Here is a 26,796-nt window from a genome sequence, read left to right as displayed (position 1 = left end):
AAGACTCCGAATACATTAGCACAGACCAACCCCGTTATCACAAATTGTCATTGCAACAACGAGGCGGATCGTACATTGTCCTGTACATAGCGAACTCACGTTAAATAGATTTTAATTTGAAAATACAGATTACGTAATAAACTTGTTTAATTTGCAAAATAATTGGCTTTTAAATAAGTTTGCAAGGCATTGTTACAGTGTTTGATTAGATAGGTTAAATAGTTGCTTCAGGTCAAAGGAATGATTACGTTAGATTGTTGATTTGGTACTTAAGTGATAGTTTGCAGCTTTCTGTTATTTAATTGAAAATAATTGAGAGCACAATGCTTCCTTTATTAAAACGAGCCCTGCCTGCCGCTGCTGCCAGTTTCATGTTGGCAACGAGTCCTGCGGTATTAGCTGAACAAACTCAAGAAACTGAATCATTAAATTTTATCTGGATTGTTGCTGACGATCTGGGATACGGTGATACCGGTTTTAATGGTTCCACTGAAATTCCAACACCGAATATGGATCGAATTGCCGATGCCGGTGTTGCCATGACAACCGCTTATGTATCTGCGCCGGTCAGTGGCCCGTCCCGGGCTGGTTTTCATACCGGGCGCTATCAGCACCGCTGGGGTTATGAAGGCAATGTAGGCCCTCAGGATCCTGAACTGCGCGGCACTCCAACCGACATCATTATGATTCAGGAGTATCTGAAAACCCAGGGTTATCACACTGGTCTGGTGGGTAAGTTCCATGATGGTAAGGGTGAACATTTCCAGCCATATAACCGTGGTTTTGACGAGTACTTTGGATTTAACAACGGTGCTTCGGCTTACTGGATGGAAACCAACAGAAACAACCTGCTTTATCGTAATGATAAGCCGATTGATGGTGAACCTGAATATCTGACGGATGCCTTTGGTCGTGAAGCGGTTGATTTTATTAAACGCAATTCGGAAAAACCATTCTTCCTGGAAGTGTCGTTTAATGCGCCTCATGCGCCAATGACTGCCCCTGATGATTATATGGAAAAGTTCGATCATCTGGGTGAACGTCAGACACTGGCTGCCATGATTTCTAACATGGACGACAATATCGGTCGAATTCTGGATAAGCTGGAAACGAAAGGTATTGCCGATAAAACCATGGTCGTGTTGTTTTCTGACAACGGTGGTAAATGGCAGCATGGTGGTACCAACGGGCCACTGCGTGGAGAAAAAGGTGGTACGTTTGAAGGTGCCATTCGTGTGCCATTCGCTGCCAGCCTGCCGGGCATGATTCCTGCGGGAACCCGTTCCGATACCATGATCAGCGCCCTTGATCTGTTCCCAACCACCGTCAAACTGGCCGGTGGTGAGATTGATCCTGAGTGGAATCTTGACGGTAAGGATATTCTGCCAGTCTTAAGCGGTGAAACAGAAGAAAGCCCCCACGACAGACTGTTCTGGCGTTATGGCGACAGCTGGGCATTGCGTGAAGGTGAGTGGAAGCTGGTTCAGCACCGTCGTGAAGAAGCCGGGCTGTATAATCTGGCCGAGGATATTGGTGAAGAGAACAACCTGATCAATGAATATCCGGAAAAAACACGACAGATGCATCAAACCTGGCAGGAAATCAGTGACGAGGTAGGAGCTGCTGCCTGGGGACGTTTCCGTGGCAGAACGGATCGTCAGATGAGAGAAGGCTGATCAGTTCAGCCCTGATTAGTTTGCGGATTGCTGCCTGAAAAGGGAGCAATCCGCTGGCTTTTATCGGATTAACAACCAGAAGACAATGCGGCTGGCATTAGTCTTTTTCTTCTATGCGTTTCCACGCATCCTGCCAGTGGCTTCCTCGTCCGGGCTGGTAATGGGAAGCACTTTGACCACACCAGCCACTGAATGGGAAGGATCTGCATTCATAGTCAACACCATTGCAGGAGACTCTTGATCCTCCGTGATAAATGGTGCCTTCTTTCCAGGCTGGATAGCGGCCGTCCGATGGAACCACTGCTATGGTTTTTGATGCTCTGCCTCTGTTGCCGTTTTCATCCTTCACGACCAGGGAAATGATGACGTCGACCATGACGGTTGTGGCGGGTGCATTGAATGTGACAAAAGTCTTGTCTGGTGATGTCTCCAGAGAGACATGGCGTGATGAACTCCACTGATAGTCCAGAGTTTTACCCAGATCCGAATCATTGAGTATGGCTGTAACCTTCACGGTTTCCAGTGGAGCGACTGTATTCTCGCTTTCCAGTTCAATGCCAATGGGCTCCCCATGACTGTAGGGTGTTACCACAAGGCTCATAGTGTCCAGACCCTTGCCGCCTTTATCATCAGTAATTTCCAGCTGGAACTGATATTCCATAGGAGTTTCAGAGGTCATGGCCTGGACGTTAACAGTCGCTATGTCGCTGTTCTGGTTGGTGAGATCCAGTCTGTCGGCTGTGCCAATCTGTGACCATTCCCAGTGGGTGATTTTATTGTTGGCGTAGGCTTTGGACTCTCTGCCATCAAGGTTAACTGCACGGAACCCGCTTTCCGGTGCCATAACGGTAAGGTCTCCTCCGGCATAAGCTCTGGGTGGGATATTTCCGCCGTCGTCTTTAATAACAACATTAAACTTGTCGACCAGGCACTTAATGTAGTCGCCTTCGGTGAAAGCATTGTAAGCGGTTTGATAACTGACCAGTTTACAACGATAAGAGAGACCATTCGGGTTGTTTGGATTCCATGTGTAGTCCTGATCCCAGTAGATGTTGATGGCAGCTGAGCTGTTAGCGTCAAACTGTTTCATGTTAGCGCAGCCCAGTCTTTCGTCTTCTGGTATTTTAAATTCCAGATATTCAGCAAATTTTTTATAGTATTCGATCCGGTTTTTTGACTGTATGTTTTCAGTCGGACCACCGCATTCTACGCCGCCATTGATGATCATGGTGGTAACACCAAATCCGGGGGTGCGGTTGCCAGCCAGGTCGACACTATTGGGCTCCCATCTTCCATCCATCACGCTGAGCATATTAGGCTTTGGGGGAGCTGGAAAGGTGTAAAAAAAGGCGGCACTGGCCAGGTTTAGCCAGGTGTCAGCGACCCTTTCCGGTGAGTTTAACAGTGTGCGGACATTGTTGTAGATAGAAATAGAGAATGGCCCATAGTTATAGTTATAACTCAGCTGTTTGGCACCACGCCCAAAGTAGCTTTTGTACTGACCGTTGGGGAATTTCCCACAAGGGAAGGCTTTGCCCTGCCATGACGTGGGGTCACAAATGCCATAGCCATTCGCCGCTTCTTCTGTCCAGCCCACTTCTCGCAGATAAAACAGTCCCTGTCGCCATTGAGGGACTTCGCCGCCTGGGGTATGTGCGCCGGTCTCCTGAGTGAAATGCGCGAACATAGTGGCCAGGGCTCTGGTACAAATCGCGTTGGAATTTTTGCCGTCCGTGTAGGTCTGGCATAATGCGGGGTATTTGCCGATGCCTTTCAGAAAGTTAAGATATGTGTATTTTTTGTCTCTCTGGGGAAATATAAACTCCCACTTTTCGGGGGTAATGATGGCTTCAACGCGTTTTACATTATCAGGGTTGCTACTGCCTCCTGGTTCTATTGCTTCTACAGAATCATTATCAAGTGTTCGTTGGTCACGCCTTGCCTCGCCAAACATTTTGTTGGCAGCTTCAGCTGCCGTGATCATGGCGTCCCTTTGTTCCAGTACTTCCTTTTTATCCAATATAAAAGGTTTGTCAGCTCTGGCTTTAAGCATGCCAGTGAGATATCTCATTTTTATCTTCTTTTCTTTATGCCGGGTTTCCAGTTCCCTCATCAGTCTGGTTACAAAGTTGTGATGCAATCCTTCTCGTCGGTGTTCTTCTTCTATTAGCTGGGTCAGACTCATTCTATCTGGAGGCAGCACGAGTTTTTTCTGCTGCTGGCTGGTCGATTGTGTCTGTTCAGCCTGTTGCATAAAGAAGGCATTCAGCCCGTCCCACACCAGCGATGTAATGTAAGTATTCTTACGGAATTCGGCTTTTGAAAACTGGGTGGTGTCGCTTTGAGGTGAAAAGGTTTCAGTCACTGAAGGCTCGCTTAATCTTACCACTTCATTGTGTACGTAGTAGATAATAAAGTTGTAGGCTTGCCGGAATCGCTGCGCATCTGTAAGTAAATAGTCTTCTTTCGGGTTAGCGTTGGCGAAAGAGAGGCAGATAATGTACAGGCATAGTGCCGTCAGGGGCGCACGCAGGGCGCTGAGGTATTTACTCTTCATGGGAATACCTGAAAGAGGTCTGAACACCAATCAAAAGGTTGTTTGATAAGTCAGTCAGAGTTGGAAGAGACTGGGTGAATGGATGCAGTCAGTAAGGTTATTGTGAAACCTGCTTATATTTTAGCTCCCCATTTTTAGCCTGTTTTTTTTTCTGACGGATTGAATGTAACAATTTTTAATTACTTTTTTCCTTTTATAAATTAATGAATATAAAGGGGAAGAAAAGGGATATACACAACACAAACTGCAAATCCATGGACAGTTACAGGTTGCCCATGGATTTCAGTTTTCAAGTGTTATTCGTCACACAAACGAATAAAAGACAGTGGCAGTTGATTAAAAAATAAAGTGAGCAAACAGGGTAATTACCGGTAGTGTAATCAGGGTTCTGAGCAGGAAGATCACAATCAGTTCCAGCAGGTTAAGAGGAATCTTACTGCCCAGGATAACAGCGCCAGTTTCAGACATGAAAATCAGCTGGGTAACGGAGAGTGCGGCGATCACAAAACGCGTCATATCGCTGTCAATGGATGCCGCCAGGATGGATGGCACATACATGTCCGCAAATCCAACCAGAATGGTCTCAGAAGCGGCAGCCGCTTCTGGCAGTTGCAGCAGTTCCAGCAGAGGAATGAAAGGAGTACCCAGCAGGCTGAACAGTGGTGTCCCTTCAGCAATGATCAGACCGATGGTGCCGATGGTCATAACGGCAGGCAGTACGCCAAACACCATGTCCATGGCATTCTTTGCCCCCTGACGGGCTATGTCAGTCAGACTGTTGATTCTGGCTGCTCTGGCCAGAGCCAGTTTCAGACCATAGCTGAATGCAGTGTAACCCTCCGGAATCAGCTCGCTGTCTGCTTCACGACGGGTGCCGTCAATAAACTGGTCTTTTTTCTTGCTCAGGGGAGGGATTCTCTGAAGAACAATCGCTGCCAGTACGCCAGAAACACAGATAGAAAGATAGAACGGCACAAATAATTGTTGCAGGCCAACCTGAGTCAGAACCACCAGGGAGAAAGTAATACCTACCGTCGAGAACATGGTGGCAACGACTGTGGCTTCACGCTGGGTGTACTGTTTGTCTTCGTACTGCTTGTTGGTCAGCATGACGCCAACGGTTCCATCACCCAGCCAGGATGAAAGACAGTCAATTGCCGCCCGACCCGGGAGGCGGAAAACCGGACGCATGATTTTACTCAGCAGGGTGCCAAGCAGTTCCAGTAGACCAAAACTGAGCAACAGCGGCAACAGCAGGCCGGCAAAGATAAAGGTTACGAACAGGGAGGGCAGCAGGTCGTGCAATACCAGGCTGCCAGTATCCGCTCCCCAGATCATTTCCGGTCCCCACTGGTTGATGGTTGCCAGGGCAAAAACAGCCGCCAGAACCCGGACCAGCAACCATACCGGAGTGGTATTAAACAGGCTGTCAAATATAGGAGACTGTTTATTCAACTCTGGTTTGAACAGGGATGCCCACAGTGAAACCACAGCGGTAAGGGTAATCACACTGGTTACCAGTGGCAACATGGCATCACCCAGCAGGCTTTTGAGCGCTTTTGCCATCAGCGACAGAGGAAAACTCATTGCACCGTCAATAAAAACCGGTGCCATAAAAAATAAAATGCCAGCAAAAGAAGGGATCAGGAACATCAGCATGTTCCGGCCTTCTGAGGCAGGTACTACTTGATCACTCATTTATATGTCCGTGGAGTTGTGTATTTTAAAATTAAAATGAATAAATATGCAGAAAAACAACCTAAATATGTGTTTCGTGGTGATCATATCATTTGACATAAACGCTTTGCAATAAAGGGAATGGGCGTGTTTTTTAAGTGGTTAGTTATGGTTGGTTTCTGTTTAATTATGCTTTTTATTTGGTGGATCAGGGGCTCTCATGGAAACTTGAGCATTTTATTTAAAACACAAGTTTCCTGGAGAGCGCCTGACACAGCTCCGTTAATTGCTGCACACTGCTTGAAGGGGTTGAGAGGCATTCCGTGTAAAATTTTAAATATAGTGAATTATCATGATCATTCTGGCTACGCACTTTTGCCTTTGCGAATTCAGAACAGTGATCTTTATCGCAGTTAAAAAATTCTCTGAGACCTTTTTTTACCGGTTCAAGCTGGCTGTTCTTCGAAATTGCAATACCCAGCAAGTACAGAAAACGTGAAACTACAAGGTGGTTATCGGACTGGTTCCAGTCATCGGGGGCGTAGGGTAGTACTTCATGCTTCAGTAATAATTCAAAACCTTCCGGAGAAATAGTCTTATGCGTTATTTTTGCTACCTCAGGAAGGGGGGTATTTTGGATGCTGGGAAAACGACCATGCCAGTCTTTGTAAACGTCTATAGTCACCTTGTTCAGGTGTCGGACAGACTGCTCTAATGGTGTATCAGACAACACCGACTGTATGGCCTTATCCAGAGCAGGAAATTCCACAGTGATCAATCTGTGATAAAGCGTTGCGATGTCTTCGTCCTCATTCTCGTTTGCCACCACTGTAAAAGCAGACAGAAGCAGAATCAGGCTCAAAGATGAGGTTGTGGTAAAAATAGCGGCAAATGCCCTGCTGAATACTTTCATATTGTCGCCAAACCTTTTAAATTTATGTTCCGTTAAGCATATCCCCCTGTGACCATTTGACCAGCTGGGATATAATCGACCATTTGCCAGCCTGAACGAGAATAAACCGCCCAATGCAGTTGATCCGCGGATTGCACAACATCAGACCAGAGCACCGGGCCTGTGTCGCGACGATAGGGAATTTTGATGGTGTTCACCTTGGGCATCGCACCATTCTTGAAGCCCTGCGGCAGCAGGCTTTTGAGCTGGGTGTCAGGGTTTGTGTCATTACCTTTGAGCCTCAGCCAAGAGAGTTTTTTCAGGGACATAAAGCACCGGCCAGGCTGACCAGCCTGCGGGAAAAACTGTCACTGCTGGACGATTGCGGAGTGGATCAGGTCCTGTGCCTGCCTTTTGGCAGCAAACTGCAGAACATGACACCCGACGAGTTTGTCATGGATATTCTGGTTGAGGGGCTGGACGTTCGCTATCTGATTGTGGGGGATGATTTCCGTTACGGGCTGAATCGTGCCGGAGACTTTTTCCACCTTCGGAGCATGGGCGATCGGCATGGTTTTGAGGTGTGTGATACCCGTACGGTAACCCACGATCAGAACCGTATTAGTAGTACAAAGGTACGAGAACTATTAGCAGGTGCGGATCTGAAAGGTGCAGAGCATCTTCTGGGGCGTCCATTTGCTATGTTTGGGCGAGTGATTAAAGGACAGCAGCTGGGACGTACGTTGGGTTTTCCCACCGCGAATATCCGGGTTTGTCGTAATCGGCTGCCCGTACAGGGCGTGTTCGCTGTACGGGGCTGGCTGGAGAGTCATGGCTCGCTGAAAAGCTATGATGGTGTTGCTAATCTGGGAACACGCCCGACTATTGACGCGACCACTGCACTGCTGGAAGTTCACCTGCTGGACTTCAAAGGTGACCTGTATGGTCAGACATTGCGGGTTGAATTTGTAGAAAAAATCCGTGATGCCCAGAAATTTGAATCACTCGAAGCATTGCAGGCAGCCATCAATAATGATGTGACTACTGCCCGTGCTATTTTGACTGATTAACCGCTATAAGCGGAAAGCAGGTTGTTAGTACCCCTGGTGATGACAACCTGCTTTCATTGTAATATTTCAAGCTTTAAGAATTCCTCTTAACGCTGACCGATGTGATGGTGAGATTCCGGTAACAAGACTATGACCGACTACAAGCACACATTGAACTTGCCAGAGACTGATTTTCCGATGCGCGGAAATCTGGCCAAGCGCGAGCCGGAAATGCTCAAACGCTGGTACGACATGAATCTGTATGAAGAGATTCGGAATGTCAGTCAGGGTCGTGACAAGTTCATTTTGCATGATGGCCCCCCTTACGCCAATGGTGATATCCATATTGGTCACGCCGTTAACAAGATTCTCAAGGACATCATTATCAAGTCCAAAACCCTGAGTGGTTTTGATGCGCCTTATGTACCCGGCTGGGACTGCCACGGCCTGCCTATTGAACATAAAGTAGAAGGCATGCTGGGCAAGGCTGGCGACAAGGTGGACTTTAAAACCTTCCGCAGGAAATGCCGTGAGTACGCTGCCAAACAGGTAGATGGCCAGCGGGAAGACTTCAAACGCATGGGGATTCTGGGTGAGTGGGATAAGCCTTACCTGACCATGGACTTCCAGACCGAAGCCGATATTATCCGTGCGCTGGGTAAAATTGCCGACAATGGTCATCTGGTTAAAGGCTACAAGCCAGTTTACTGGAGTGTGGTCGGCGGTTCTGCGCTGGCAGAAGCGGAAGTGGAATATCAGGATAAAACGTCTACCCAGGTGGATGTACGTTATGCGGCTCTGAACGAAGCGGACCTGTTATCTGCCTTTGATTTTGATGGACCTGACAGTGAAGGCCAGCAGGGTGAAGGCGAGGTCGCAGTGGTTATCTGGACCACAACGCCCTGGACGTTACCTTCTTCCCAGGCCGTAACCCTGGGGGCAGAGCTGGGCTATGCACTGGTACAGTGCGAAGTCAACGGCGCACCAGCCCGACTGATTCTGGGTGAAGAGCTGCTGGAAAGCGCGATGGAGCGTTACGGCATCGAAGACTTCACCATTATCGCCCGTACTGTTGGTGCGAAGCTGGAAGGCAAAAAGGTGGCTCATCCGTTTTACGATCGTGAACTACCCCTGATTCTGGGTGATCATGTGACCACTGACGCCGGTACCGGCTGTGTTCACACGGCACCTGACCACGGTGTTGACGACTTTAATGTAGGCAAAAAATACGGCATTGCCACCCTGAACTATCTGGACGACGCTGGTGTGTTCCGCAGCAACGTTGAACGCTTTGCCGGTGAGCATGTTTACAAGGTTGACCCGCTGGTGGTTGAGGTTCTGGTTGAGAATGGTCGTGTACTGGCTCAGTCTACATTCCAGCACAGCTACCCGCACTGCTGGCGTACCAAAACGCCTCTGATTTTCCGTGCCACGCCACAGTGGTTTATCAGCATGGAAAAAGAAGGTCTGCTGAAAACAGCCCAGGCGTCCCTGAAGGATGTGAAGTTTACGCCGGACTGGGGACGTAACCGCATGGAATCCATGCTGTCCCAGAGCCCGGACTGGTGTGTATCCCGTCAGCGTACCTGGGGCGTTCCGATTGCGCTGTTTATTCATAAAGAAACAGAAGAGCTGCACCCGGATACTTCCGCATTGATTGAAAAGGTCGCTCAGAAGGTTGAGCAGGACGGTATGGATGCCTGGTTCGATCTGGATCCGGCTGAAATTTTGTCTGCAGAAGACGCGGACCAGTACGTTAAGGTGACCGATACTCTGGACGTATGGTTTGACTCCGGTGTTACTCACTATTCAGTACTGGATCGTCGTGAAGGATTACAGTCGCCTGCTGACGTTTATGTTGAAGGTTCTGACCAGCATCGCGGCTGGTTCCAGTCTTCCCTGAAAACCGGTATTGCCACCAAGGGTGTACCGCCTTACAAACAGCTGCTGACTCACGGATTTACGGTAGACGCCAATGGACGCAAGATGTCCAAGTCTCTGGGTAATGTGATTGCACCGCAGAAAGTCTTTAAGTCCCTGGGTGCTGATATTCTTCGCCTGTGGGTTTCTGCCACGGATTACACGGCAGAAATGACCGTTTCTGATGAGATCCTGAAGCGTACTGCAGACAGTTACCGTCGTATTCGTAATACCGCACGCTTTCTGTTGTCTAACCTGAGCGGCTTTAACCCGGAAACGGATATCGTTGAATGGGACGATATGCTGTCTCTGGATCGCTGGGCGGTTGACCGCGCCCTGACACTGCAGAAAGACGTGATTGAAGCCTACGACAGCTTTAACTTCCTGAACGTTTATCAGAAAGTCCATCACTTCTGCGCGCTGGATCTGGGTGGCTTCTATCTGGATATCATCAAGGATCGTCAGTACACCACCCAGGCAAACAGTCTGGCTCGTCGTAGCTGTCAGACCGCGATGTATCATATTGCCCAGGCCTTTGCTCTGTGGATTGCCCCGATCTGTACCTTTACGGCCAATGAAATCTGGCAGGCGATTCCGGGGCAGCGCAGCAAGCATGTTCTGCTGGACACCTGGTATGAAGGCTTGCAGGCGATGGGCAGTAGTGACGTTGACTGGGACTCAATTCTTGCCGTGAAGACCGCTGTTAACAAAGCGCTGGAAGATGCCCGTAAGGAAGGCGTGATTGGTGGCGGTCTGGAAGCTGAAGTGACTCTGTTTACCAGTGACGAACTGCTGCAGAAGCTGAACCAGCTGGGTGAGGAACTGCGCTTTGTTCTGATCACTTCCGAAGCTGAGTTGAAACCACTGGCAGAAGCAACTGATGCCATGGATACCGATGTGGATGGCCTGAAGGTGGTGGTTGCCAAGTCGGGTCATGAGAAGTGTGACCGTTGCTGGCACCGTCGTGAAGACGTTGGTCAGATTGAAGCACACCCAACCCTGTGTGGTCGTTGTGTTGAAAATGTTGATGGTCAGGGTGAAGTGCGTCGTTACGCCTGATCTCTGAGTATCGCTTGAAAAATGCCGGGCAGCTTTCTGCCCGGCATTTTTTTTACATTTCCCATCCTTTTTGCTGAGCGAAGATTCTTAGGAAATCTCAGGAGAGTAACCCGACCATATTCTGTTCAAAGGATTGTGTTTTTGTGTAAAGACACTTACATTGCTTGACATGAATAGGTTGGATTTTTCGGTTAATAACCATATCAGACAGGGAAAACTGACAATACTATAAAAAAATCATATATGTTGCACACACATGCACTGGCAGGACGAACACTTTATGAAAGAAAACTCGATGGGGATGATACACTGGTTATGGCTGAGCCTGATTGTGGTAGTGCTGGATCAGGTATCAAAGTACAGTGTGGTGGACAATTTTTACCTGTATGAGCAGGTCACTGTTATTCCCTCCTTCTTCTCTCTGACCCTGGCTTATAACACGGGTGCTGCTTTCAGTTTTCTCAGTAACCAGGGAGGGTGGCAGCGCTGGTTTCTGTCCTGTGTTGCAATGATTGTCAGTCTTTTTCTGGTCAGTTGGCTGCGTCGGATGGAAAAAGGGGAAGACTGGCAGGCCTGTTCCATGGCGCTGATTCTGGGAGGGGCTCTCGGAAATTTGTACGATCGTGTTGTTCATGGTTACGTCGTCGACTTCCTTCTGGTGTACTATAAAGACTGGTATTTTCCATCGTTCAATGTGGCCGATGTTGCTATCACCATTGGTGCGGCTATGTTGATTCTGGATATGTTCCGGGATCAGTCCCGTCTGGAACGGGAAAAGTCTGAAAGTCGCCATTAAACAGCCATGAGCAAATGAACAGCCATGAGCGAATGAAAAGGTTTCATGGTCAAACTAAGCGTTTAGTATCGAGCGGGTATCATAATAACAATGTCAGAAGTCTCTGCAGTAGCCATAGGAGCAGGTCGTCGGGTGACCCTGCATTTCTCTCTCCAACTGGATGACGGTCAGGTGGTCGACAGTAATTTTGGCGGGAAACCTGCCTCTTTCGTTGTTGGCGATGGCAATCTGCCCGCTGGCTTTGAACAGTCCATTCTGGGTATGAGTGCAGGGGATGAGGGCGTTTTCAGAATCCCTCCGGCAAAAGCCTTTGGTATGCCCCATCCGGATAATCAACAGAGCTTTCCAAGATCCCGCTTTGCAAACGATATCCAGTTCCAGGAAGGGCTGGTTATGTCCTTTGCTGACGCAGGAAACAGCGAGCTGGCTGGTGTGGTGACCGCTTTTGACGATGAACGTGTTTACGTAGATTTTAACCACCCCCTGGCAGGCAGGGAACTATTGTTCCAAGTAAGGGTGGTTCAGGTAGAGAATTCGTAATGAAAATCAGGTTGGCTAATCCCCGTGGCTTTTGTGCTGGTGTCGACAGGGCTATTGATATTGTAAACCGCGCGCTGGATGTTTTCGGGCCACCTATTTATGTACGCCATGAAGTTGTGCATAACAAGTATGTCGTGGAAAATCTGAAGCAGCGCGGTGCAATTTTTGTTGAAGAGCTGGATCAGGTACCGGATGACGTGATCGTTATTTTCAGCGCCCACGGTGTACCTCAGGCTGTTGAGGCTGAAGCCGAGCGTCGCGGGCTGAAGGTGTTTGATGCGTCCTGTCCCCTGGTCAAGAAAGTACACATGGAAGTGGTACGTTATTCCCGTGCCGGTAAAGAATGTGTGTTGATTGGTCATGACGGACACCCGGAAGTGCAGGGTACCATGGGGCAGTACGACGACTCCAAAGGCGGTAGAATGTATCTGGTGGAAACCGCTGATGATGTCGCCGGACTGGAGGTTCAGGACCCGGAACATCTGGCTTATGTGACCCAGACGACACTGTCCATGAACGATACGGCCGTAGTTATTGAAGCACTGCGGCAGAAATTCCCGAACATTCAGGGACCCCGCAAGGACGATATCTGCTATGCCACCCAGAACCGTCAGGATGCGGTGCGAGCACTGGCGGATGAATGTGATATTGTGCTGGTGGTAGGCTCGGTAAACAGCTCCAACTCAAACCGCCTGAGGGAACTGGCAGAGCGAACCGGAGCCTGTGCTTATCTGGTCGATGGGGCTGATGATATTGAGCCGCGCTGGTTGCAGGGCAAACAGGCTATAGGTATAACGGCAGGGGCTTCAGCACCAGAGGTTCTGGTTCAGGGCGTTATCAGGCGTCTGCAGGAACTCGGGGCCGAAATGCCGGAAGAACTGGAAGGTGAAGAAGAGAATATTGTTTTCACCATGCCGAAAGAGCTTCGTATGGTTGAAGTGAGCTGATATCCTTGACTGGTGTTATGCTCAGGCTAGGTGAGTAACACCCTGCACAGTGACCCGATTAAAGCTCCCGTGCAGGTGTCCTGTTTCATCGATTCATCCTGACCAGAAATCATTAGCCTTGTTGATAGTTTCTGGTCAATTGCTTATATCTCCGGATTCCATATAGTTACAGGTTCTTGCCCGGTTCCGGCAGATTGATCTTCCTTCCTTTCAGGCGTTGTCTTATCTTCAGGCGCAGGCTCACTGTCTGTAGGTGTTATTTTGATTTCCAGAAATATAATAATTATCTGCCTCCAGTAGTCGACAACTCTGTTCGCAACTGGTTCGGAGTTTTCTCCACTGTCCGCAACTGCTCCGGGAAGTGCTTCATCATCCTCATCCTGCGCCTGACTGGTCTCTTCAGGAGGGATTTTTTGCAGCTGTTGCAGATCCCCTGAATCACGTAACGTCTGAAGAATAGCTCCTATTGGCTCTCCGGAACCCAATCCGTTAAATATACTCCTAAGTGTATTTCGAACGGCCGAAACAGCCTCCACATTGGAGGCCATATCGAAGTAATCTTGAGAGGATGTTAAGAGTATCGCAATTTGATTGGCAGATTCGCCATTATCTGATTCTGTTTTCAAAAGCTCACCCTCAGGAAAGGCGCCTATCAGCTGTGTGAGCCGCTCGGTAATGACAATTCTTTGTTCCGGGGAGGCAGAATCAATCAACTTCTGCAGTTCTTTAATAAGCTGTTTTATATCAACCTCAATAGACAAAATCGTTACTATATCTGATTTTTTGGCAGTTTTGTCAGGGTCATCGCCATCGCCACCATCACCGCCGCGTGGTGGTTTGGATGGGGGTGTTTCTTCAGGGTTTTCATCATCTCCGGTGTCAGAGTGCTTGCCTGATTTTTTGCCTGACCAGTGACTCAGTGGCCCCGGACACTTCCTCATTCCCGAAAACGAATTTCCATCCGTCAGGGGCTGATATTCATTACTCTCCCCTATCACGCAGAGGTCAACAATGACTCTGTCGTTACCACTGTTGTCTTTCAGACGACGGATACCACTGATCGCGTAAGAACTGTTGCGTCCGGCGATGTCAAAGGGGCTATCAAACTGAATGGCTGCCGCTGCGGCCAGTATAGTGCTGTCAACGACAGGCCTTGCCTTATTGCCGGCCGCTTCTGCAATCAGAATTTTGCTTCCGGCTTCTTCCAACTGCATTTTCTGGTCAGGGGGAGGCAGTTGTATTGTGCTTTTTCTTTCTACTCCCCCCTGAAGACAGGTAATGGACATAGTCTGATAGCTGACCCACCCTGTTGCCTGATTCCCGTCACAGCGCGCCAGTGCCTGATCCAGCCCCGGGAGTGGGTTAAAAGAAGAGTAGAACTTGATATTTCGCCCCCTGATACCAGCGCGCAGTGAAATATTACCAAGCTCGATACTTGGAGCATGAAGATCAGCCTCCTGATAAGCAGCCTTATCCATCTGCCCGGAAAGATCAGGCGCACTTAAATACAGCGGATGATCTACCGTTGATTGGGCTTCAATATTAACAGACAGACCAGCCAGAAGGCCGGCCATGGCGCCGGGGATTACGTTCATTAAACACCTCGTACTCAATGCACGACTTGTAACCCTGAAAGTATTGTTTATATTTGGCATGCTGCCATAAAGGGATTCAACTTCTTCACAGTAAATTACCAAAGTAGGTGTTAATCCCTAGTTTCATCATCAGGCTGACCAAGTAAATTGATGCCGGTCAACTCTTAAAACATGAAAACTCTGAAACAGGAAAAAGAGGAGCTCCAGCAATGGAAGGAACGCAGATCACTCAGAGACTTATCAATAAAATAGCAGTACTGGATATTGAGAATGCTTTTGCTCGTGCAGTGGTTTCCCTCCATGGTGGCCAGGTACTGAGCTTTCAGCCGCATGGTGAAGAGAAAGTATTGTGGCTGAGTCCGGACGCTGTTTACGGTGAAGGCAAAGCCATTCGCGGTGGTATCCCGGTATGCTGGCCATGGTTCAGCAAGCGCGCAGAAGGTGGTCCTAACCACGGCTTTGCCCGTACCAGTCTCTGGCGTTTAAAAGAGCAGGGGACTCTGGAAGGGGGGGAAACACGTCTCCTGTTGTCTTTACCGGAAACGACACATGCCGCCTGGGACGGTTCTGCCAGTCTGGAAACTGAAATTATCATTGGCAAAGAGCTGAAAGTCAGCCTGACTATGCAGAACATTGGTGAAAAAACGGTGGCTATCAGCCAGGCGCTGCATACCTACTTTAATGTTTCAGATGTTGAAGCGATCAGCGTGGAAGGTCTGGCTGGCAGACGTTATCTGGATGAAGCGGATAATCAGAAAGCCTGGGTTCAGCAGGGCGATGTAACCCTGAAAGGTGAAGTGGACCGTGCTTATCTGAATACCAGCGATACCTGCACCATTATCGATCCGGGTCTGAAGCGCCGGATTGTGATTCGTAAATCCGGCAGTAACGGTACCATTGTCTGGAACCCGGGGGCCGAGTTGGCTCAGCAGATGGCTGACGTGCCTGACGAAGGCTACCGTAATATGGCTTGTGTCGAAACCGCGACCCTGCCTGCACTGGCCGTGCAGCTGGAGCCACAGGAAACGCATACCATTTCTACCTGCATCTCTGTTTTGCGCTGACCCTGTAAGGGCAGGAAACTGCTCTTTCGCCTAATCCCTGATAAACGGTACAGGCCGGTCGATAAACTGCTGTCAATTGCTTGTCACAGAAGATCTGCCCCTGTACTTTTTCCTCTCGTCCCGCTATCAGACCTCTGATACCTGTTACCGTTTAATCTGCAACGGGTCATGGCTAGATTGGAATTAATACACAAATGATTCCATCTATTCCACGGACAGGATTATGCAGTACATGTCTGGACAGTCGGGTCTGACCCTTCCCGAAGTGGTCATTACACTGTTGATTTCAGCCACACTGGTTTCAATGGCTGCCCCCGCCCTGAGAACCCTCGTCACCAGCCAGCGAATCTCTTCTGTTGCCCAGGAAATTTACACCAGTTTTGCACTGGCCCGCAGCGAAGCGGTTAAGCGTCGCAGTGCAGTCTCACTGTGTGCGTCTGCCGATGGTGTTATCTGCAACAGCAGTGGCGATGACTGGAGTTCAGGCTGGGTGATTTTTACAGACGCCGATGCCGATGGTGTGCTGGAGGCTGGCGACGAACGACTGAGGGTTTTTTCCGCACTGCCTGAAAGTCTTTCCCTGGAATGGAATCAGGGGGTTAATGCTGGCTTTAGCAGCAAAGGTTATGCGCGCAAGGCCGGGAGCTTCTCTTTATGTGAGCAGGGACTGACAGGGGAAGAGGTCAGGCAGGTGGTTGTCAGTCTGACTGGACGGGTCCGGGTAACTGAACCTGACAGTTGTCCGGAATAAGGATGAAGGGAGTATCTTATGCAGGGAAGTAAACGTTCAGCCGGTGTTGGCCTTATTGAAGTGCTGGCTGCACTGCTTGTTATTTCTATTGGGGTTCTGGGAATGGTGGGACTGCAAACCAGAAGCCTGCAGCACAACCATGTTGCTTACCTGCGTTCTCAGGCGGTGATTATTGGTAATGACATGATGGACCGGATCCGGGTTAATCGTAGCCTGTCGTCAGTCACTGATAACTATGTGGTTGGATCTGGACAGTTAACGGCGGAAGCGTGCAGTGCGGAAGCCTATCCCGACGACTGTGAGACAGGAACCTGCACACCGGCTGAGCTGGCTGAATACGACATAAGGCAGTGGAAGTTTCAGATGGCCTGCATACTGCCGGACAGCGTTGGCAGCATAACGTTCGAGGAATCTTCATCGGGTCGCATATATGTGATTTCCATGCAGTTTGATGAAAGCAGGGGGCAGCAACCTGTCAGGGAAGTGGTGGTAAGGAGTGCCTTGTGAGGAACTACAGGCAAGCCGGCGTCTCTTTAATTGAATTGTTAGTGGCAATGCTGCTTGGACTGTTTCTGATAGCAGGCATTGGTCATCTGTTTCTCAGTGCGAACCGTACTTATATGCTGCAGGATGAACTGTCACGGATTCAGGAAAATGCGCGTTTTGCCATGGATTTGCTGGCACGGGATATTCGTATGGCGGGCTATACCGGTTGCCCGGCAGAAACGTCTCTGGCTAATACGATTTATACCACTACCAATTCACGGGAGTGGATGACTCACTTTGATAAAGGCATTCTGGGCATCTCCACGGCAAACAAGAGCCGTATCGACAGCTCAGCTATTTCTGAGGCGATTGTTGTTCACAAGATGGATGCTGAGCAGGGGAGGCCGGTTAACAGTCATGCCTCGTCATCTGCCCTGTTGAACGTTACCAGTCATGGTGTTGATCAGGGTGATATTCTGGCACTGGTACCGCCGGGTTGTGATCAGGTGTCAGTGTTCAAAGCCGCTGATGGAACTGATGGGTCATCAATATCACACGCTGCAGGTTCGTCAGGAACCTTGTATAACTGTACTTCACAGCTGAAGGGCAATTTTAACTGTATGGACAGTGCCGCAGGCGCTGCACCTTACAGCCATAACCAATCATTACTGTTTCCTGTCACCTCGGTAGCGTATTACCTGCGAACCAATAATAGTCAGCCAAATCTCTACCGTAAATTCGCTGGTGAATATACGTCAGGTAATGCACGTTATGCAGAATCTTTGCTGGAGGGGATCGAAGGACTTTCGTTTTTATATGGTTATGACTCGGACGGAAACCGTACTCCGGATCAGTATCGAACGGCGGATTCTATTGGCCTGTTCAGTAATAACTGGACGAATGTGGTCAGTGTACGTCTGGAGTTATTAGTTCGCAGTTTGTCAGAAGTGGCCGAAGAGCCTCAGACGTATTTTTTTGCAGGGACGCAGATAACACCAGCGGATCACTATATACGACGTAACTTTGTTATGACCATTGAGTTAAGGAACAGGGTGCAGCCATGATTCGGTCAGGAAAAGAGCAGGGCAGTGTATTGCTGGTCAGCCTGGTGTTGCTGCTGATTCTGACCATAGCCGGAATGGCGTCTATTCGCGTCACCAGCCTTGAAGAAAAAATGACCGGTAATTACCGTAACGAACAGTTAGCCTTCCATTCGGCTGAGGTCGGCGTACTGGAGGCCGAGTCTTACGTGGTCAATACGTTGCTGAACAGTTCTGATTTTTCACCGGATTGTGATAATGGGCTGTGCTTTGATGGAGTTAATCACTCTGATCCCGGAACCTGCTCAGCCACATCCTCATCTCCCTGGCAGGAGCAGGCACTCTGGAGCGATGCCGGACGTTACCGAACCACCACAATAGCACTGGACGGGGTAGCGACACAGGCAAAATATATTGTTGAGTTCCGCTGTTACCTTCCCAGAGAAACCGGAGGACCTGAAGCTGATCCGACGGTTTATGATGACTGGGCTGAGTTTTACCGCATTACGGTATTGGCAACCGGAGGCTCCAGTGACGCAAGGGTAATGTTGCAGACTACTTACAAAAAGAACCGCTGAGGGAAAAGATTATCGTCAACGCAGAAAAAGGAGTCTTCAACGCAGAAAAGGAGTACTGCGATGATCAAGTTTCTGAAACGATACACGGCAATGTTTGCATTGGTAATGCTTGGATGCATAACGCTTTCGTCCGCACAGGCTGAACCAACATCGCAGCTGTATTCAGCTGTTCCACCACTATTGAGCAAAAGCTCTGAGCCATTGGTTATGCTGGTGATGTCTGTGGATCATGAGCTTTTCAAGAAGGCTTATCCTGATTACTCCGATCTGGATGCCGATGGTCAGCTGGATACCACCTATAACGACCGGTTTGATTATCTTGGGTATTTTTTAAGTAACTGGTGTTACAGCTACAACGCCTCTTCCCGTCGTTTTGAACCTGAACTTCAGGCAGCAGGAGACAATGAGCATTACTGCGAAGGGTCGGCTTCCTACTGGAGTGGCAATTTTCTTAACTGGGCTACCATGTCGAGGATAGATATCCTTCGTCGTGTGCTATTTGGTGGCAAACGCTCAACGGATACCAGTACGTCAACGGTTCTGGAACGGGCCTACCTGCCTCGCGATATTCATTCGTTTGTTAAGGTGTACAGCGGATCGGATATCGACAAACTGACACCTTATTCGAACACGGTCAGCCTGTGCAATCTGGCGACCTCTGAGAACGGTGAGCCCAGGGTGCGGATTGCCAGCGGTGCCTGGAATCGCTGGGCATCCACAGAGGTGAAGCAGTGCCAGTGGGGAGCCACAAACAGTCCGTCATCCGGCTATAAACTCGATGAACTGACCGTCAGGGTTCGCGCCTGTGTCAATGGTAAAGACAGTGTGTCGGGCCGTTGCAGGGAGTATGGTTCTAATCACTACAAGCCTACAGGATTGCTACAGCGTTACGGGGAAGACGGCAGTATACGTTTTGGCCTGATCAGTGGCAGCTATGACAGGAATATTTCGGGCGGTCTCCTGAGGCGAAATATTTCTAAAATTGGGGGGAACTCCAACGTCAGTGACAACGAGATCCATTTAACGGACGGGACGTTTAACCACTCTGTCAAAGGCATTATCCACCATATCAACACCTTCCGGATCGCTAAATACAGTTACAGCCAGAATAAATATACGGATTGCAGCACTTACGGAATCTCCATCAGTACCTTCAAGTCAGGGCGCTCAACCAGTTCCAACCGCCATTGCAGCAACTGGGGCAACCCGATAGCGGAAATGTATCTTGAGGCATTAAGGTATTTTGCCGGACGGTCGGCGCCCACTCCGGCATTTAACACCAGCTCGGATACCTCCTTTGTCAGCAACCTTGCCACTGAAACCTGGCTGAATCCCATTACTGCTGCGAATGCCTGCGCCAACTGTTCCATCATCCTGCTGTCTACCGGGCTGAACTCTTTTGATGCCGATGAACTCGGCAGCAGTGCGGAACTTCCGGGGTTGTCGGGTGTAGCGTCAGTTAACAGTAAAACCGATGAGGTTGGAAATTATGAGTATGGTGGCAGCTTTGCTGGCGAGTATCTGGTGGGCGGCACCGGTAGTACACGGCAGTGTACGGCGAAATATCTGAACGGTCTGTCAGAAGCGCGTGGGCTTTGTCCGGAGCTGCCACAACTGGAAGGCAGCTATCAGGTATCTGGTCTGGCATTTTATGGCAACCAGACGGATCTGCGCAGCGAACTTGAAGGTGTACAGAGCGTTAAGACCTATGCGATTCAGCTGGCAGAAAGTATGCCCGGTTTTACTCTGAATGCGGGGGGCAACCCGGTTACCTTTCAACCGGTTTGTCACACCAGCTCCAACTTTGGCTCCGGCACTAATTTTTCCGGCAGTGGCAGTGACTGTACGCTGACGGATGTGGTGGTTGAAAATACGGTTCTTGATGATCAGGGCAACCCGGTAGAAGGCAGCCTGCTGTTTACCTGGGAAGATTCACTCTGGGGCAATGATTTTGATTATGATGCGTCTTCCCGGATCAAGTATTGCGTTGGCAACCAGTGCAACCTGACCAGCGATTCAACCCTGAAAACCACAGGCTTTCTTGGCAATGAGCTGCGTATTGCGGTGCAGGTTGACGGGGTTTATGCCGGTCTGAACCTGCGATTCAGTTATACCGTGACCGGAACCTATGATGACGGGTTGCAGGATGATTTTGTTTACAAGGGGTCGTCCAGCTTTAAAACCAATAACTATGTCGCCAATAATGGTGCTGCGGGGGTATTGCCTAAACCTTTGTTTCTTGCGGCTAAATACGGTGGCTTTCTCGATATGGATGGTGATGGCAGTCCCGGAAACAGCTCCGGAGACAGCCGTGAGTGGGATACCCGCAATAATACGACAGGTTCGATAGGGGCTGACGGACTGCCAGACAACTATTTCTTTGCCCGAAACCCTGCTCTGCTGGAAGCACAGCTGGGACAGGTATTGCAGGATATTGCCAGCCGGGTGTCGTCGGCTACGAACACGGCGCTGCTATCAAACAGCAATACGGGTACAGGCGTATTGTACCAGGCGCTGTTTCAACCAACGCAGGAATACAATGGTCGTACGATCAGCTGGGGAGGGCTGCTGCATAGCCTGTTTGTTGACAGTAAAGGGTTGCTGCGCGAAGACAGTAACGGTAACAATCAGCTCGATGATTATGAGACGGATTATATTGTCGAACTCAAGTTTGACCCTAACGCCAACCAGACCATGCTGCAAAGGTATTCCACGGACGATGACGGAGAGACTCAAACCGTCTCGGGGTCTTTGCAGCCGTTGTCTTCTCTGAACAACAATCTGGGACGCAAGAGACCAGCTTGCCAAGGTGCAGGATGTTATTACTCAACGCAATTATGATTCAACAGCGGATAGCGGGCGCTATATTTTCACCTGGCTGGATGAAGACAGTGATGGGGTTGTGGATAGTGGTGAATCTTTACCATTTACAGCGTCCAGTTTTACCGACAGACAGGGCTATCTGGGTGTACCGGCCTCTGAAGTGACGACAGTGGTTAACTATGTCAGAGGGGAGGAGATAGAAGGTACCCGTTCACGAACCATTGATTACAACGGTGACGGAGTAGACGAAATATGGCGTCTGGGCGATATTGTTCATTCTACGCCCCGGCTGGTGGCTGCTCCCGACTCACGCTATGACGCTCTATACAACGATACAACCTATCAGGCTTTCCGTTCGCACTATCAGAATCGTCGTCATGTACTGTATGCCGGTGCTAATGATGGCATGCTTCACGCCTTTAATGGCGGGTTCTGGGATGAAAGCCAGTATGCCTATAACACCACTGGCAGCAACAGTGAAACCAGTCATCCTTTAGGCTCCGAACTTTGGGCCTATACGCCTATGAACCTGCTGCCGCACCTGAGATGGCTGCAGGAACAGGATTATCCTCATGTTTATTATATGGACGGTGAACCGCTGACATTTGATGCCAATATTTTCAATGCTGCGGATAGTAACTATCCCGGAGGCTGGGGAACAGTGTTGGTGGTGGGAATGCGGCTGGGTGGTGGTGCTATTGATACTGAAGTGAATGGAGCCAGCCGCACCATGCGTTCGGCTTATGTGGTGCTGGATGTCACTAATCCTGAACAACCTCCCAGGTTAATCGCTGAAATCAGCCACCCTGAGCTGGGTTTAACCACTTCTAAACCGGTAGTGGTTAAGCGTCGTATTCCGGATACAAACACTAGCGGCGAGACTGACTGGAGTAAAGGTGCGCTAACCAATGAATGGTATCTTGTCTTTGCTTCAGGCCCTCACGGTGAAGGGGAAACCGGGATCAGGGAAGCCATCAATGTCGGTAAGAGTGATCAGAACCTGCGGGTTTTTGCCTATGACCTGAAAATCCGGTCATTTGTTTCCGGTCTTGACCCTCTGGTTTCCGATTCTCCCTCAAGCTATGCCGGAGACCTGACGGCGGTGGACTGGAATAATGATTATCAGGACGATGTCATCTATTTCGGCAGTGTGGAAACCAGCGCGGCCGAATTAGGTGGAGAGCTGGGTGGAAAGCTGTTGAGATTGCAGCTCAGTGAACAAATGGCTCAGTCGCAACTTTCGATTCTTATGGATAATGGGCAACCCATTACGGCGGCTCCCTTTACGGTAAAGGATACCGAAAATCACTGGGTTTATGCGGGTACCGGACGGCTGCTCACTTACAGTGATAACAGCAATTCGGGGCAGCAATATTACTATGGCTTAAAAGAGCCGTTGAACAGCAGTCGGACCCTGAGCTACAGCGCTGTGAATTTGACTGACGTTATTGACACCTCCGATGTTGAAGTCCTGTCGAATGGAACCGTGGTAGAAAGTACGGTGAACGGTTACAGCGTGTTTAAGGTAGAGGATACTACGATCAGTAACTTTGACGTACTCCGGTCTGTTATGCAGTCTGAGTCCGGCTGGCGTATACGGCTGAATTACGATGGGCAAAACCCTGCGGGAAGAAATGTTTCCAGTGCCAGTCGTTTATTTTCAATGCTGTTCTTTACCGAGTATCAACCATCCCTGAACAGCTGTCGTGCAGATGGTCGCAGTTTTTTGCACGGTGTTCATTACCAGACCGGTACCGCTACACCCGGTAATGTTATTGACTACGTTGAATACAGTGAAGATGAGGATGTCTATCTTTCATTGAACAGGATTCTACTGGGGATAGGCTATGCTTCAGCACCGGTGATTCATCAGGGGGAGGGAGGACGACGGTCAGCGGTGACCCAGGGGGCGGGTGGCAGCATCGACCGGCGGGTTCTGAATTATGGTTTCTCATCGTCTGGTCGCATGTCCTGGCGACAGATATTCGATATTCCCTGGTTAAGTCAGTAATGAATGATTCAGATCTTGCCGTTATTGCCAGTAACCTGCCGGTGTTCTGTTCCCACGGCTATCAAGGGTAATGTTGCTGGTGGTTGCCTGTATCCCCTGAGGGGTCGCAGTGAGGTTGACGCATGTAGCAACCGTTGTCATGCCAGCACAGTTACCCGCAGAGAGCAGATAATGGCTGTTTTCCGAAGCGATATTTCCGGATGAATCAACCGTGTAGCCCAGCAGGCTCAGGTCCGTCGTATATTCGAGCTGTTCAGTAAAGTAGCGTTCCTGTTGCTGCATTACCTGTAATAAGAGCGCTAAAGCATCGCTGCGGCGGGCGCGGTTAACGTAGTCAGTATAAGAGGGAACCGCAATAGCGATTAACAGGCTGACGATGGTAATGGCAATTAGTATTTCTATAAGAGTGAAGCCCCTGTATTTTTTCACCGGTTTTCCCTCCAGAAATTCCTGTGCATGGGGATTGAACGAACACTTCTCAAAAGGTTCTGAAAGCACTGATTTCCCACACAGACTTCAGAACCCTGGTTGCCCCGGTTAACGATGGATGGCGCTGGCGCAATTGTGCCACTTAACAGTGTCTGGCTACGGTCGCTTTTGTTAAGGGCGGCAAGGCTGGTGTCCAGATTAAAAACAGAGCTGGCATTTTCAACATTCACGGCGTAAAAATTGTTGGCTCCGGCTCCTGGCGTGCAGTTGGTAGTGGTGCCTGATGCAGGAGTGAAACTGCTGAATAACAGAATGCCGTTAAATATACTGGCCCTGCTCAGAATTTTTTCACCACTACCCTCCATACGTATGTACCAGCCGTTACTGCTTTCCAGACTGGTTAATGCCGTCTGCTGCTGGGCATTGGTTCCCTGTTGTATCAGGTTACTGGTCGCATCATAAAGGTTTGACTCGTCAATATAACTGGGGCTGCCCCCGCGAACAGCGTAGTTATAGTTAGCAGGTGTATCGAATACATTTGGGTCGCGAATCACGTACATACGGTCATTAACCGTTGTACTCAGGGGGGTGTGTCTTAGCCCTGACCCAATAGCAATATTGAGGTACTCACTGTTTCTGCCTATGGACACTGCCGGAGTTTCAAAAAAACGTCGTGATTCTGCAGCGGTCTGCAGGGATAGTTGTGCGATCCTTCCACCCGTTGCAAAATTGCTGGCTCCGGTATTGGTCGGTTCGATATCGAACCGGAATAGCTGGCCACCAACATCTGCGGCGTAGAAAAAATCCAGAAGACCATCCTGATCGATATCCACTAATGCCAAATCGGCTGCAATGGCATAGTTCATACCGCTAACGCTAAGGTCTGCATAACCTCGTGAAGAACTCCTCCAGAGTTTAGCTCCGGTTTCTGCGTCGACCATGTATATGGCGCTGCCAATGTCACTGACAGACAAGGTGGTTGTCTGTGTGTCGGTGTCCACATCGTAACCAGCACCAAATAACAGTACCTGCCGTTCTGACCCGTTCCAGTTGACTCTTGTCAACAAGGGTGCAGACCAGGTTTGACCCAGTTCGTTAAAGTCCGGGTTGGTAGCACGACTGTCAAGCTGGTGGTTATTATCCAGATCACCGCGAATGACCCATTTCAGTTCGGGACGACTTCTGTTGGTGACATCCAGTGCATAAATATTATTCCCACCCCGCCGCATGGTGAGATAGGGATAGATATGTTCGTTGCTGTCAGCCGTACCATTATTGGACTGTAATATGTCCCCGTCACCATTATCATCGTTGTGCCAGACGGTCATTGGCCCATCCAGACCGTAGGCTTTCAGCGCGCCACCAGTGACAAATCCATCCCTGTAAGTTTTGAGGTTTGGCAGCAGATCCTCGGGAATAAAGGAAAATTCGGTGGTGCCATCGGCTGCGTTGACGGCATGAAGAAACCCGTCGTTGGTGGTGAAATATACGGTTTTGTCAACGGTAGTCCCGGTGGCGTTGGCGAAGTAAGTGATGTCTCTGGGTTGTGTGTGCAGCGCATCCCCCACGGATGTTCTGTTGTCGGTGGATGAACCATCACCGTCAGCGTCATCGACATCAACACCTCTGCCCCATTGTAAAAGCTGTTCCCTTTCCGTTGCATTGGCAGCGCCAAGCATGGCGGCAGTGATGGCGGCAGTATTTTCATGCAACTGGTTATCTGTTTCAGTGAGGTTAACGCCACTATTCCCGGTAGTGTTCGTATAAGCGGGACGACTTGAAGTGATTTGTTCAGCCATTCCCCCTTCCTCTACCTCAAGCCCGTCTGCACTGCTGCTCCAGAAGCTTTGTGCCGTATCGAGGAACAGGCCTGTTGCCGGGTCAATAGCAAGATTATTGTTGACGTCGTATATCTGGTTGTCATCACCCAGGCGGTAACGCTTTAAGTTGCCCGTCCAGTTGGGACCGGCAGCAGGCCGGAACATGACATAATAAACATCTTCGGAAGTTTCCAGTGTATTAAAGGAGCTGGTTGACGCAGCGGGGGCCGCAAAACTGTTCGCCGTGGCGTTTACCCTTAACAGAATATCATTAAGAACATCTGAAAGCTGGTTGGCATTGGCGGCAGTATAAAATTGCCCTCCTCCCATATTGGCGGTTCTGGGCAGTAGGGCAGGAGGCGTTCCGGTAAACCCGAACCCGATTGTAAAGGTAGTAATCTGCTGGTCGCCCCGAAAATTGGCATTGACATCATTGTTAAACATGAACCATGCCTGTTCATCCATACACTCGCCACTGTCAGCAACGCAGGAGTGGCTTAAGTGTCCGATACCGGCAGGAAAGGTCAGACCATTGGTAAGCGCATTAATCGCTGCGGCAGACTGTTCCCCCGTGTTAGGCCAGCCATCCGTAAAGACGATAATACTGTTCCTCTGGCAGGCATTAGATATCGGGGAACGGTAATTTGAACCAGTAATGGAAGCAGCAACGCTTCCTGTACCGAACCTGGGGGACAGACCTGCATAGTAGCGATAAGCTTCATAATAGGTATCCCCCAGGGGGGTTCCACAGTCCGCAAAATAGCCATTTATAACCCCGATTGCCCGGGCTCGTGCTGTAGCAATATTTTCTGATGCAAAATCAACATTGCCCCCGGGGTTGCAACCATTGAAGCTCATCAGGCTGATATTGATATCAGAGGCGTTATTGAGGAAATTGCGGGCTGCTGCCTGAGCCTGAGACATTGGAGTCGGTGAGCCCCAGCCCATACTGCCTGAGTCATCCATAATAAGCGTCACATTGGGTCGTGCGCTGTCCGGAAGGGTCGCAACAAATAACTCCGTGTCATCAGCCTGTGTGAAAACAACAGTCGACAGGGCTATTGTCACGAGCATTACTCTTGGTAG

19 protein-coding genes are annotated in these 26,796 nt (G+C 49.5%); 13 read left to right on the top strand and 6 right to left on the bottom strand.

All coding sequences use genetic code 11. From position 1 onward, the window contains the following. Positions 1-323 precede the first annotated feature (323 nt). Positions 324-1,676: a sulfatase-like hydrolase/transferase gene (locus V5J35_RS03800; protein ID WP_354009984.1), complete on the top strand. Its 1,353-nt coding sequence runs from the start codon at positions 324-326 to the stop codon at positions 1,674-1,676. Positions 1,677-1,773: 97 nt separating this feature from the next. On the opposite strand, the gene V5J35_RS03795 is transcribed toward V5J35_RS03800, so the two are convergent. From V5J35_RS03795 to V5J35_RS03785, 3 genes are all read right to left on the bottom strand, one after another. Then, the gene (locus V5J35_RS03795) at positions 1,774-4,233 is read right to left on the bottom strand and encodes a chitinase (RefSeq protein ID WP_354009983.1); all 2,460 of its coding nucleotides are present in this window, start codon (positions 4,231-4,233) and stop codon (positions 1,774-1,776) included. Positions 4,234-4,569: 336 nt separating this feature from the next. After that, complete coding sequence (locus V5J35_RS03790) at positions 4,570-5,931, bottom strand: YjiH family protein (RefSeq protein WP_354009982.1); 1,362 nt, start codon at positions 5,929-5,931, stop codon at positions 4,570-4,572. A gap of 220 nt (positions 5,932-6,151) precedes the next feature. Then, entirely contained in the window at positions 6,152-6,823 is a 672-nt protein-coding gene (locus V5J35_RS03785) for a hypothetical protein (RefSeq protein ID WP_354009981.1), read from the bottom strand. Positions 6,824-6,936: 113 nt separating this feature from the next. Here V5J35_RS03785 and ribF point away from each other — a divergent pair, with 113 nt between their 5' ends. The 5 genes from ribF to ispH all read left to right on the top strand — a co-directional run bounded on the left by ribF (position 6,937) and on the right by ispH (position 13,113). After that, entirely contained in the window at positions 6,937-7,872 is a 936-nt protein-coding gene (ribF, locus tag V5J35_RS03780; RefSeq protein WP_354009980.1) for a bifunctional riboflavin kinase/FAD synthetase, read from the top strand. Between the two features lie 129 nt (positions 7,873-8,001). Then, a complete protein-coding gene (gene ileS, locus V5J35_RS03775; protein WP_354009979.1) occupies positions 8,002-10,830 on the top strand; it encodes an isoleucine--tRNA ligase in 2,829 nt (942 codons plus the stop codon). A gap of 280 nt (positions 10,831-11,110) precedes the next feature. Then, entirely contained in the window at positions 11,111-11,626 is a 516-nt protein-coding gene (gene lspA / locus V5J35_RS03770) for a signal peptidase II (protein WP_354009978.1), read from the top strand. Between the two features lie 90 nt (positions 11,627-11,716). Beyond that, entirely contained in the window at positions 11,717-12,166 is a 450-nt protein-coding gene (locus V5J35_RS03765) for an FKBP-type peptidyl-prolyl cis-trans isomerase (protein ID WP_354009977.1), read from the top strand. Beyond that, positions 12,166-13,113 carry a 4-hydroxy-3-methylbut-2-enyl diphosphate reductase gene (ispH, locus tag V5J35_RS03760; RefSeq protein WP_354009976.1) on the top strand — a complete coding sequence of 316 codons (948 nt, stop codon included), beginning with the start codon at positions 12,166-12,168 and terminating at the stop codon, positions 13,111-13,113. The genes V5J35_RS03765 and ispH overlap by 1 nt, the downstream gene beginning before the upstream one ends. Before the next feature lie 143 nt (positions 13,114-13,256). Here ispH and V5J35_RS03755 read toward each other — a convergent pair whose 3' ends face one another. Continuing rightward, positions 13,257-14,708, bottom strand: a complete 1,452-nt coding sequence (locus V5J35_RS03755) for a hypothetical protein (protein WP_354009975.1) — start codon at positions 14,706-14,708, stop codon at positions 13,257-13,259. Between the two features lie 209 nt (positions 14,709-14,917). On the opposite strand from V5J35_RS03755, the gene V5J35_RS03750 reads away from it, so the two are divergent. From V5J35_RS03750 to V5J35_RS03720, 7 genes are all read left to right on the top strand, one after another. Beyond that, positions 14,918-15,772 (top strand): D-hexose-6-phosphate mutarotase, encoded by an 855-nt coding sequence (locus tag V5J35_RS03750; protein ID WP_354009974.1) that lies wholly within the window; start codon positions 14,918-14,920, stop codon positions 15,770-15,772. Between the two features lie 232 nt (positions 15,773-16,004). Next, positions 16,005-16,523, top strand: coding sequence for a GspH/FimT family pseudopilin (locus V5J35_RS03745; RefSeq protein ID WP_354009973.1), 519 nt, complete (start codon positions 16,005-16,007; stop codon positions 16,521-16,523). Positions 16,524-16,541: 18 nt separating this feature from the next. Then, a complete protein-coding gene (pilV, locus tag V5J35_RS03740; protein ID WP_354009972.1) occupies positions 16,542-17,030 on the top strand; it encodes a type IV pilus modification protein PilV in 489 nt (162 codons plus the stop codon). After that, positions 17,027-18,073, top strand: a complete 1,047-nt coding sequence (locus tag V5J35_RS03735; RefSeq protein ID WP_354009971.1) for a PilW family protein — start codon at positions 17,027-17,029, stop codon at positions 18,071-18,073. The genes pilV and V5J35_RS03735 overlap by 4 nt, the downstream gene beginning before the upstream one ends. Next, positions 18,070-18,627 (top strand): pilus assembly PilX family protein, encoded by a 558-nt coding sequence (locus tag V5J35_RS03730; protein WP_354009970.1) that lies wholly within the window; start codon positions 18,070-18,072, stop codon positions 18,625-18,627. Before V5J35_RS03735 ends, V5J35_RS03730 begins: the two co-directional genes overlap by 4 nt. A 60-nt stretch (positions 18,628-18,687) precedes the next feature. Then, a complete protein-coding gene (locus V5J35_RS03725; protein ID WP_354016270.1) occupies positions 18,688-21,468 on the top strand; it encodes a pilus assembly protein in 2,781 nt (926 codons plus the stop codon). Then, positions 21,437-23,461 carry a pilus assembly protein gene (locus V5J35_RS03720; RefSeq protein WP_354016269.1) on the top strand — a complete coding sequence of 675 codons (2,025 nt, stop codon included), beginning with the start codon at positions 21,437-21,439 and terminating at the stop codon, positions 23,459-23,461. The genes V5J35_RS03725 and V5J35_RS03720 overlap by 32 nt, the downstream gene beginning before the upstream one ends. A 21-nt stretch (positions 23,462-23,482) precedes the next feature. Here the strand turns inward: V5J35_RS03720 and V5J35_RS03715 are convergent, their stop codons facing one another. Both V5J35_RS03715 and V5J35_RS03710 read right to left on the bottom strand, forming a co-directional pair. Continuing rightward, positions 23,483-23,890, bottom strand: a complete 408-nt coding sequence (locus V5J35_RS03715) for a type IV pilin protein (RefSeq protein ID WP_354009968.1) — start codon at positions 23,888-23,890, stop codon at positions 23,483-23,485. Further along, positions 23,887-26,778 (bottom strand): pilus assembly protein, encoded by a 2,892-nt coding sequence (locus V5J35_RS03710; protein ID WP_354009967.1) that lies wholly within the window; start codon positions 26,776-26,778, stop codon positions 23,887-23,889. Before V5J35_RS03710 ends, V5J35_RS03715 begins: the two co-directional genes overlap by 4 nt. Between the last annotated feature and the right edge of the window lie 18 nt (positions 26,779-26,796).

Origin of the sequence: Endozoicomonas sp. NE40, from assembly GCF_040549045.1 — a bacterium.
GTDB lineage: Bacteria > Pseudomonadota > Gammaproteobacteria > Pseudomonadales > Endozoicomonadaceae > Endozoicomonas_A > Endozoicomonas_A lisbonensis.
Note: the sequence above shows the minus strand (reverse complement) of the source record. Positions and strands in the feature narration are given on the sequence as shown.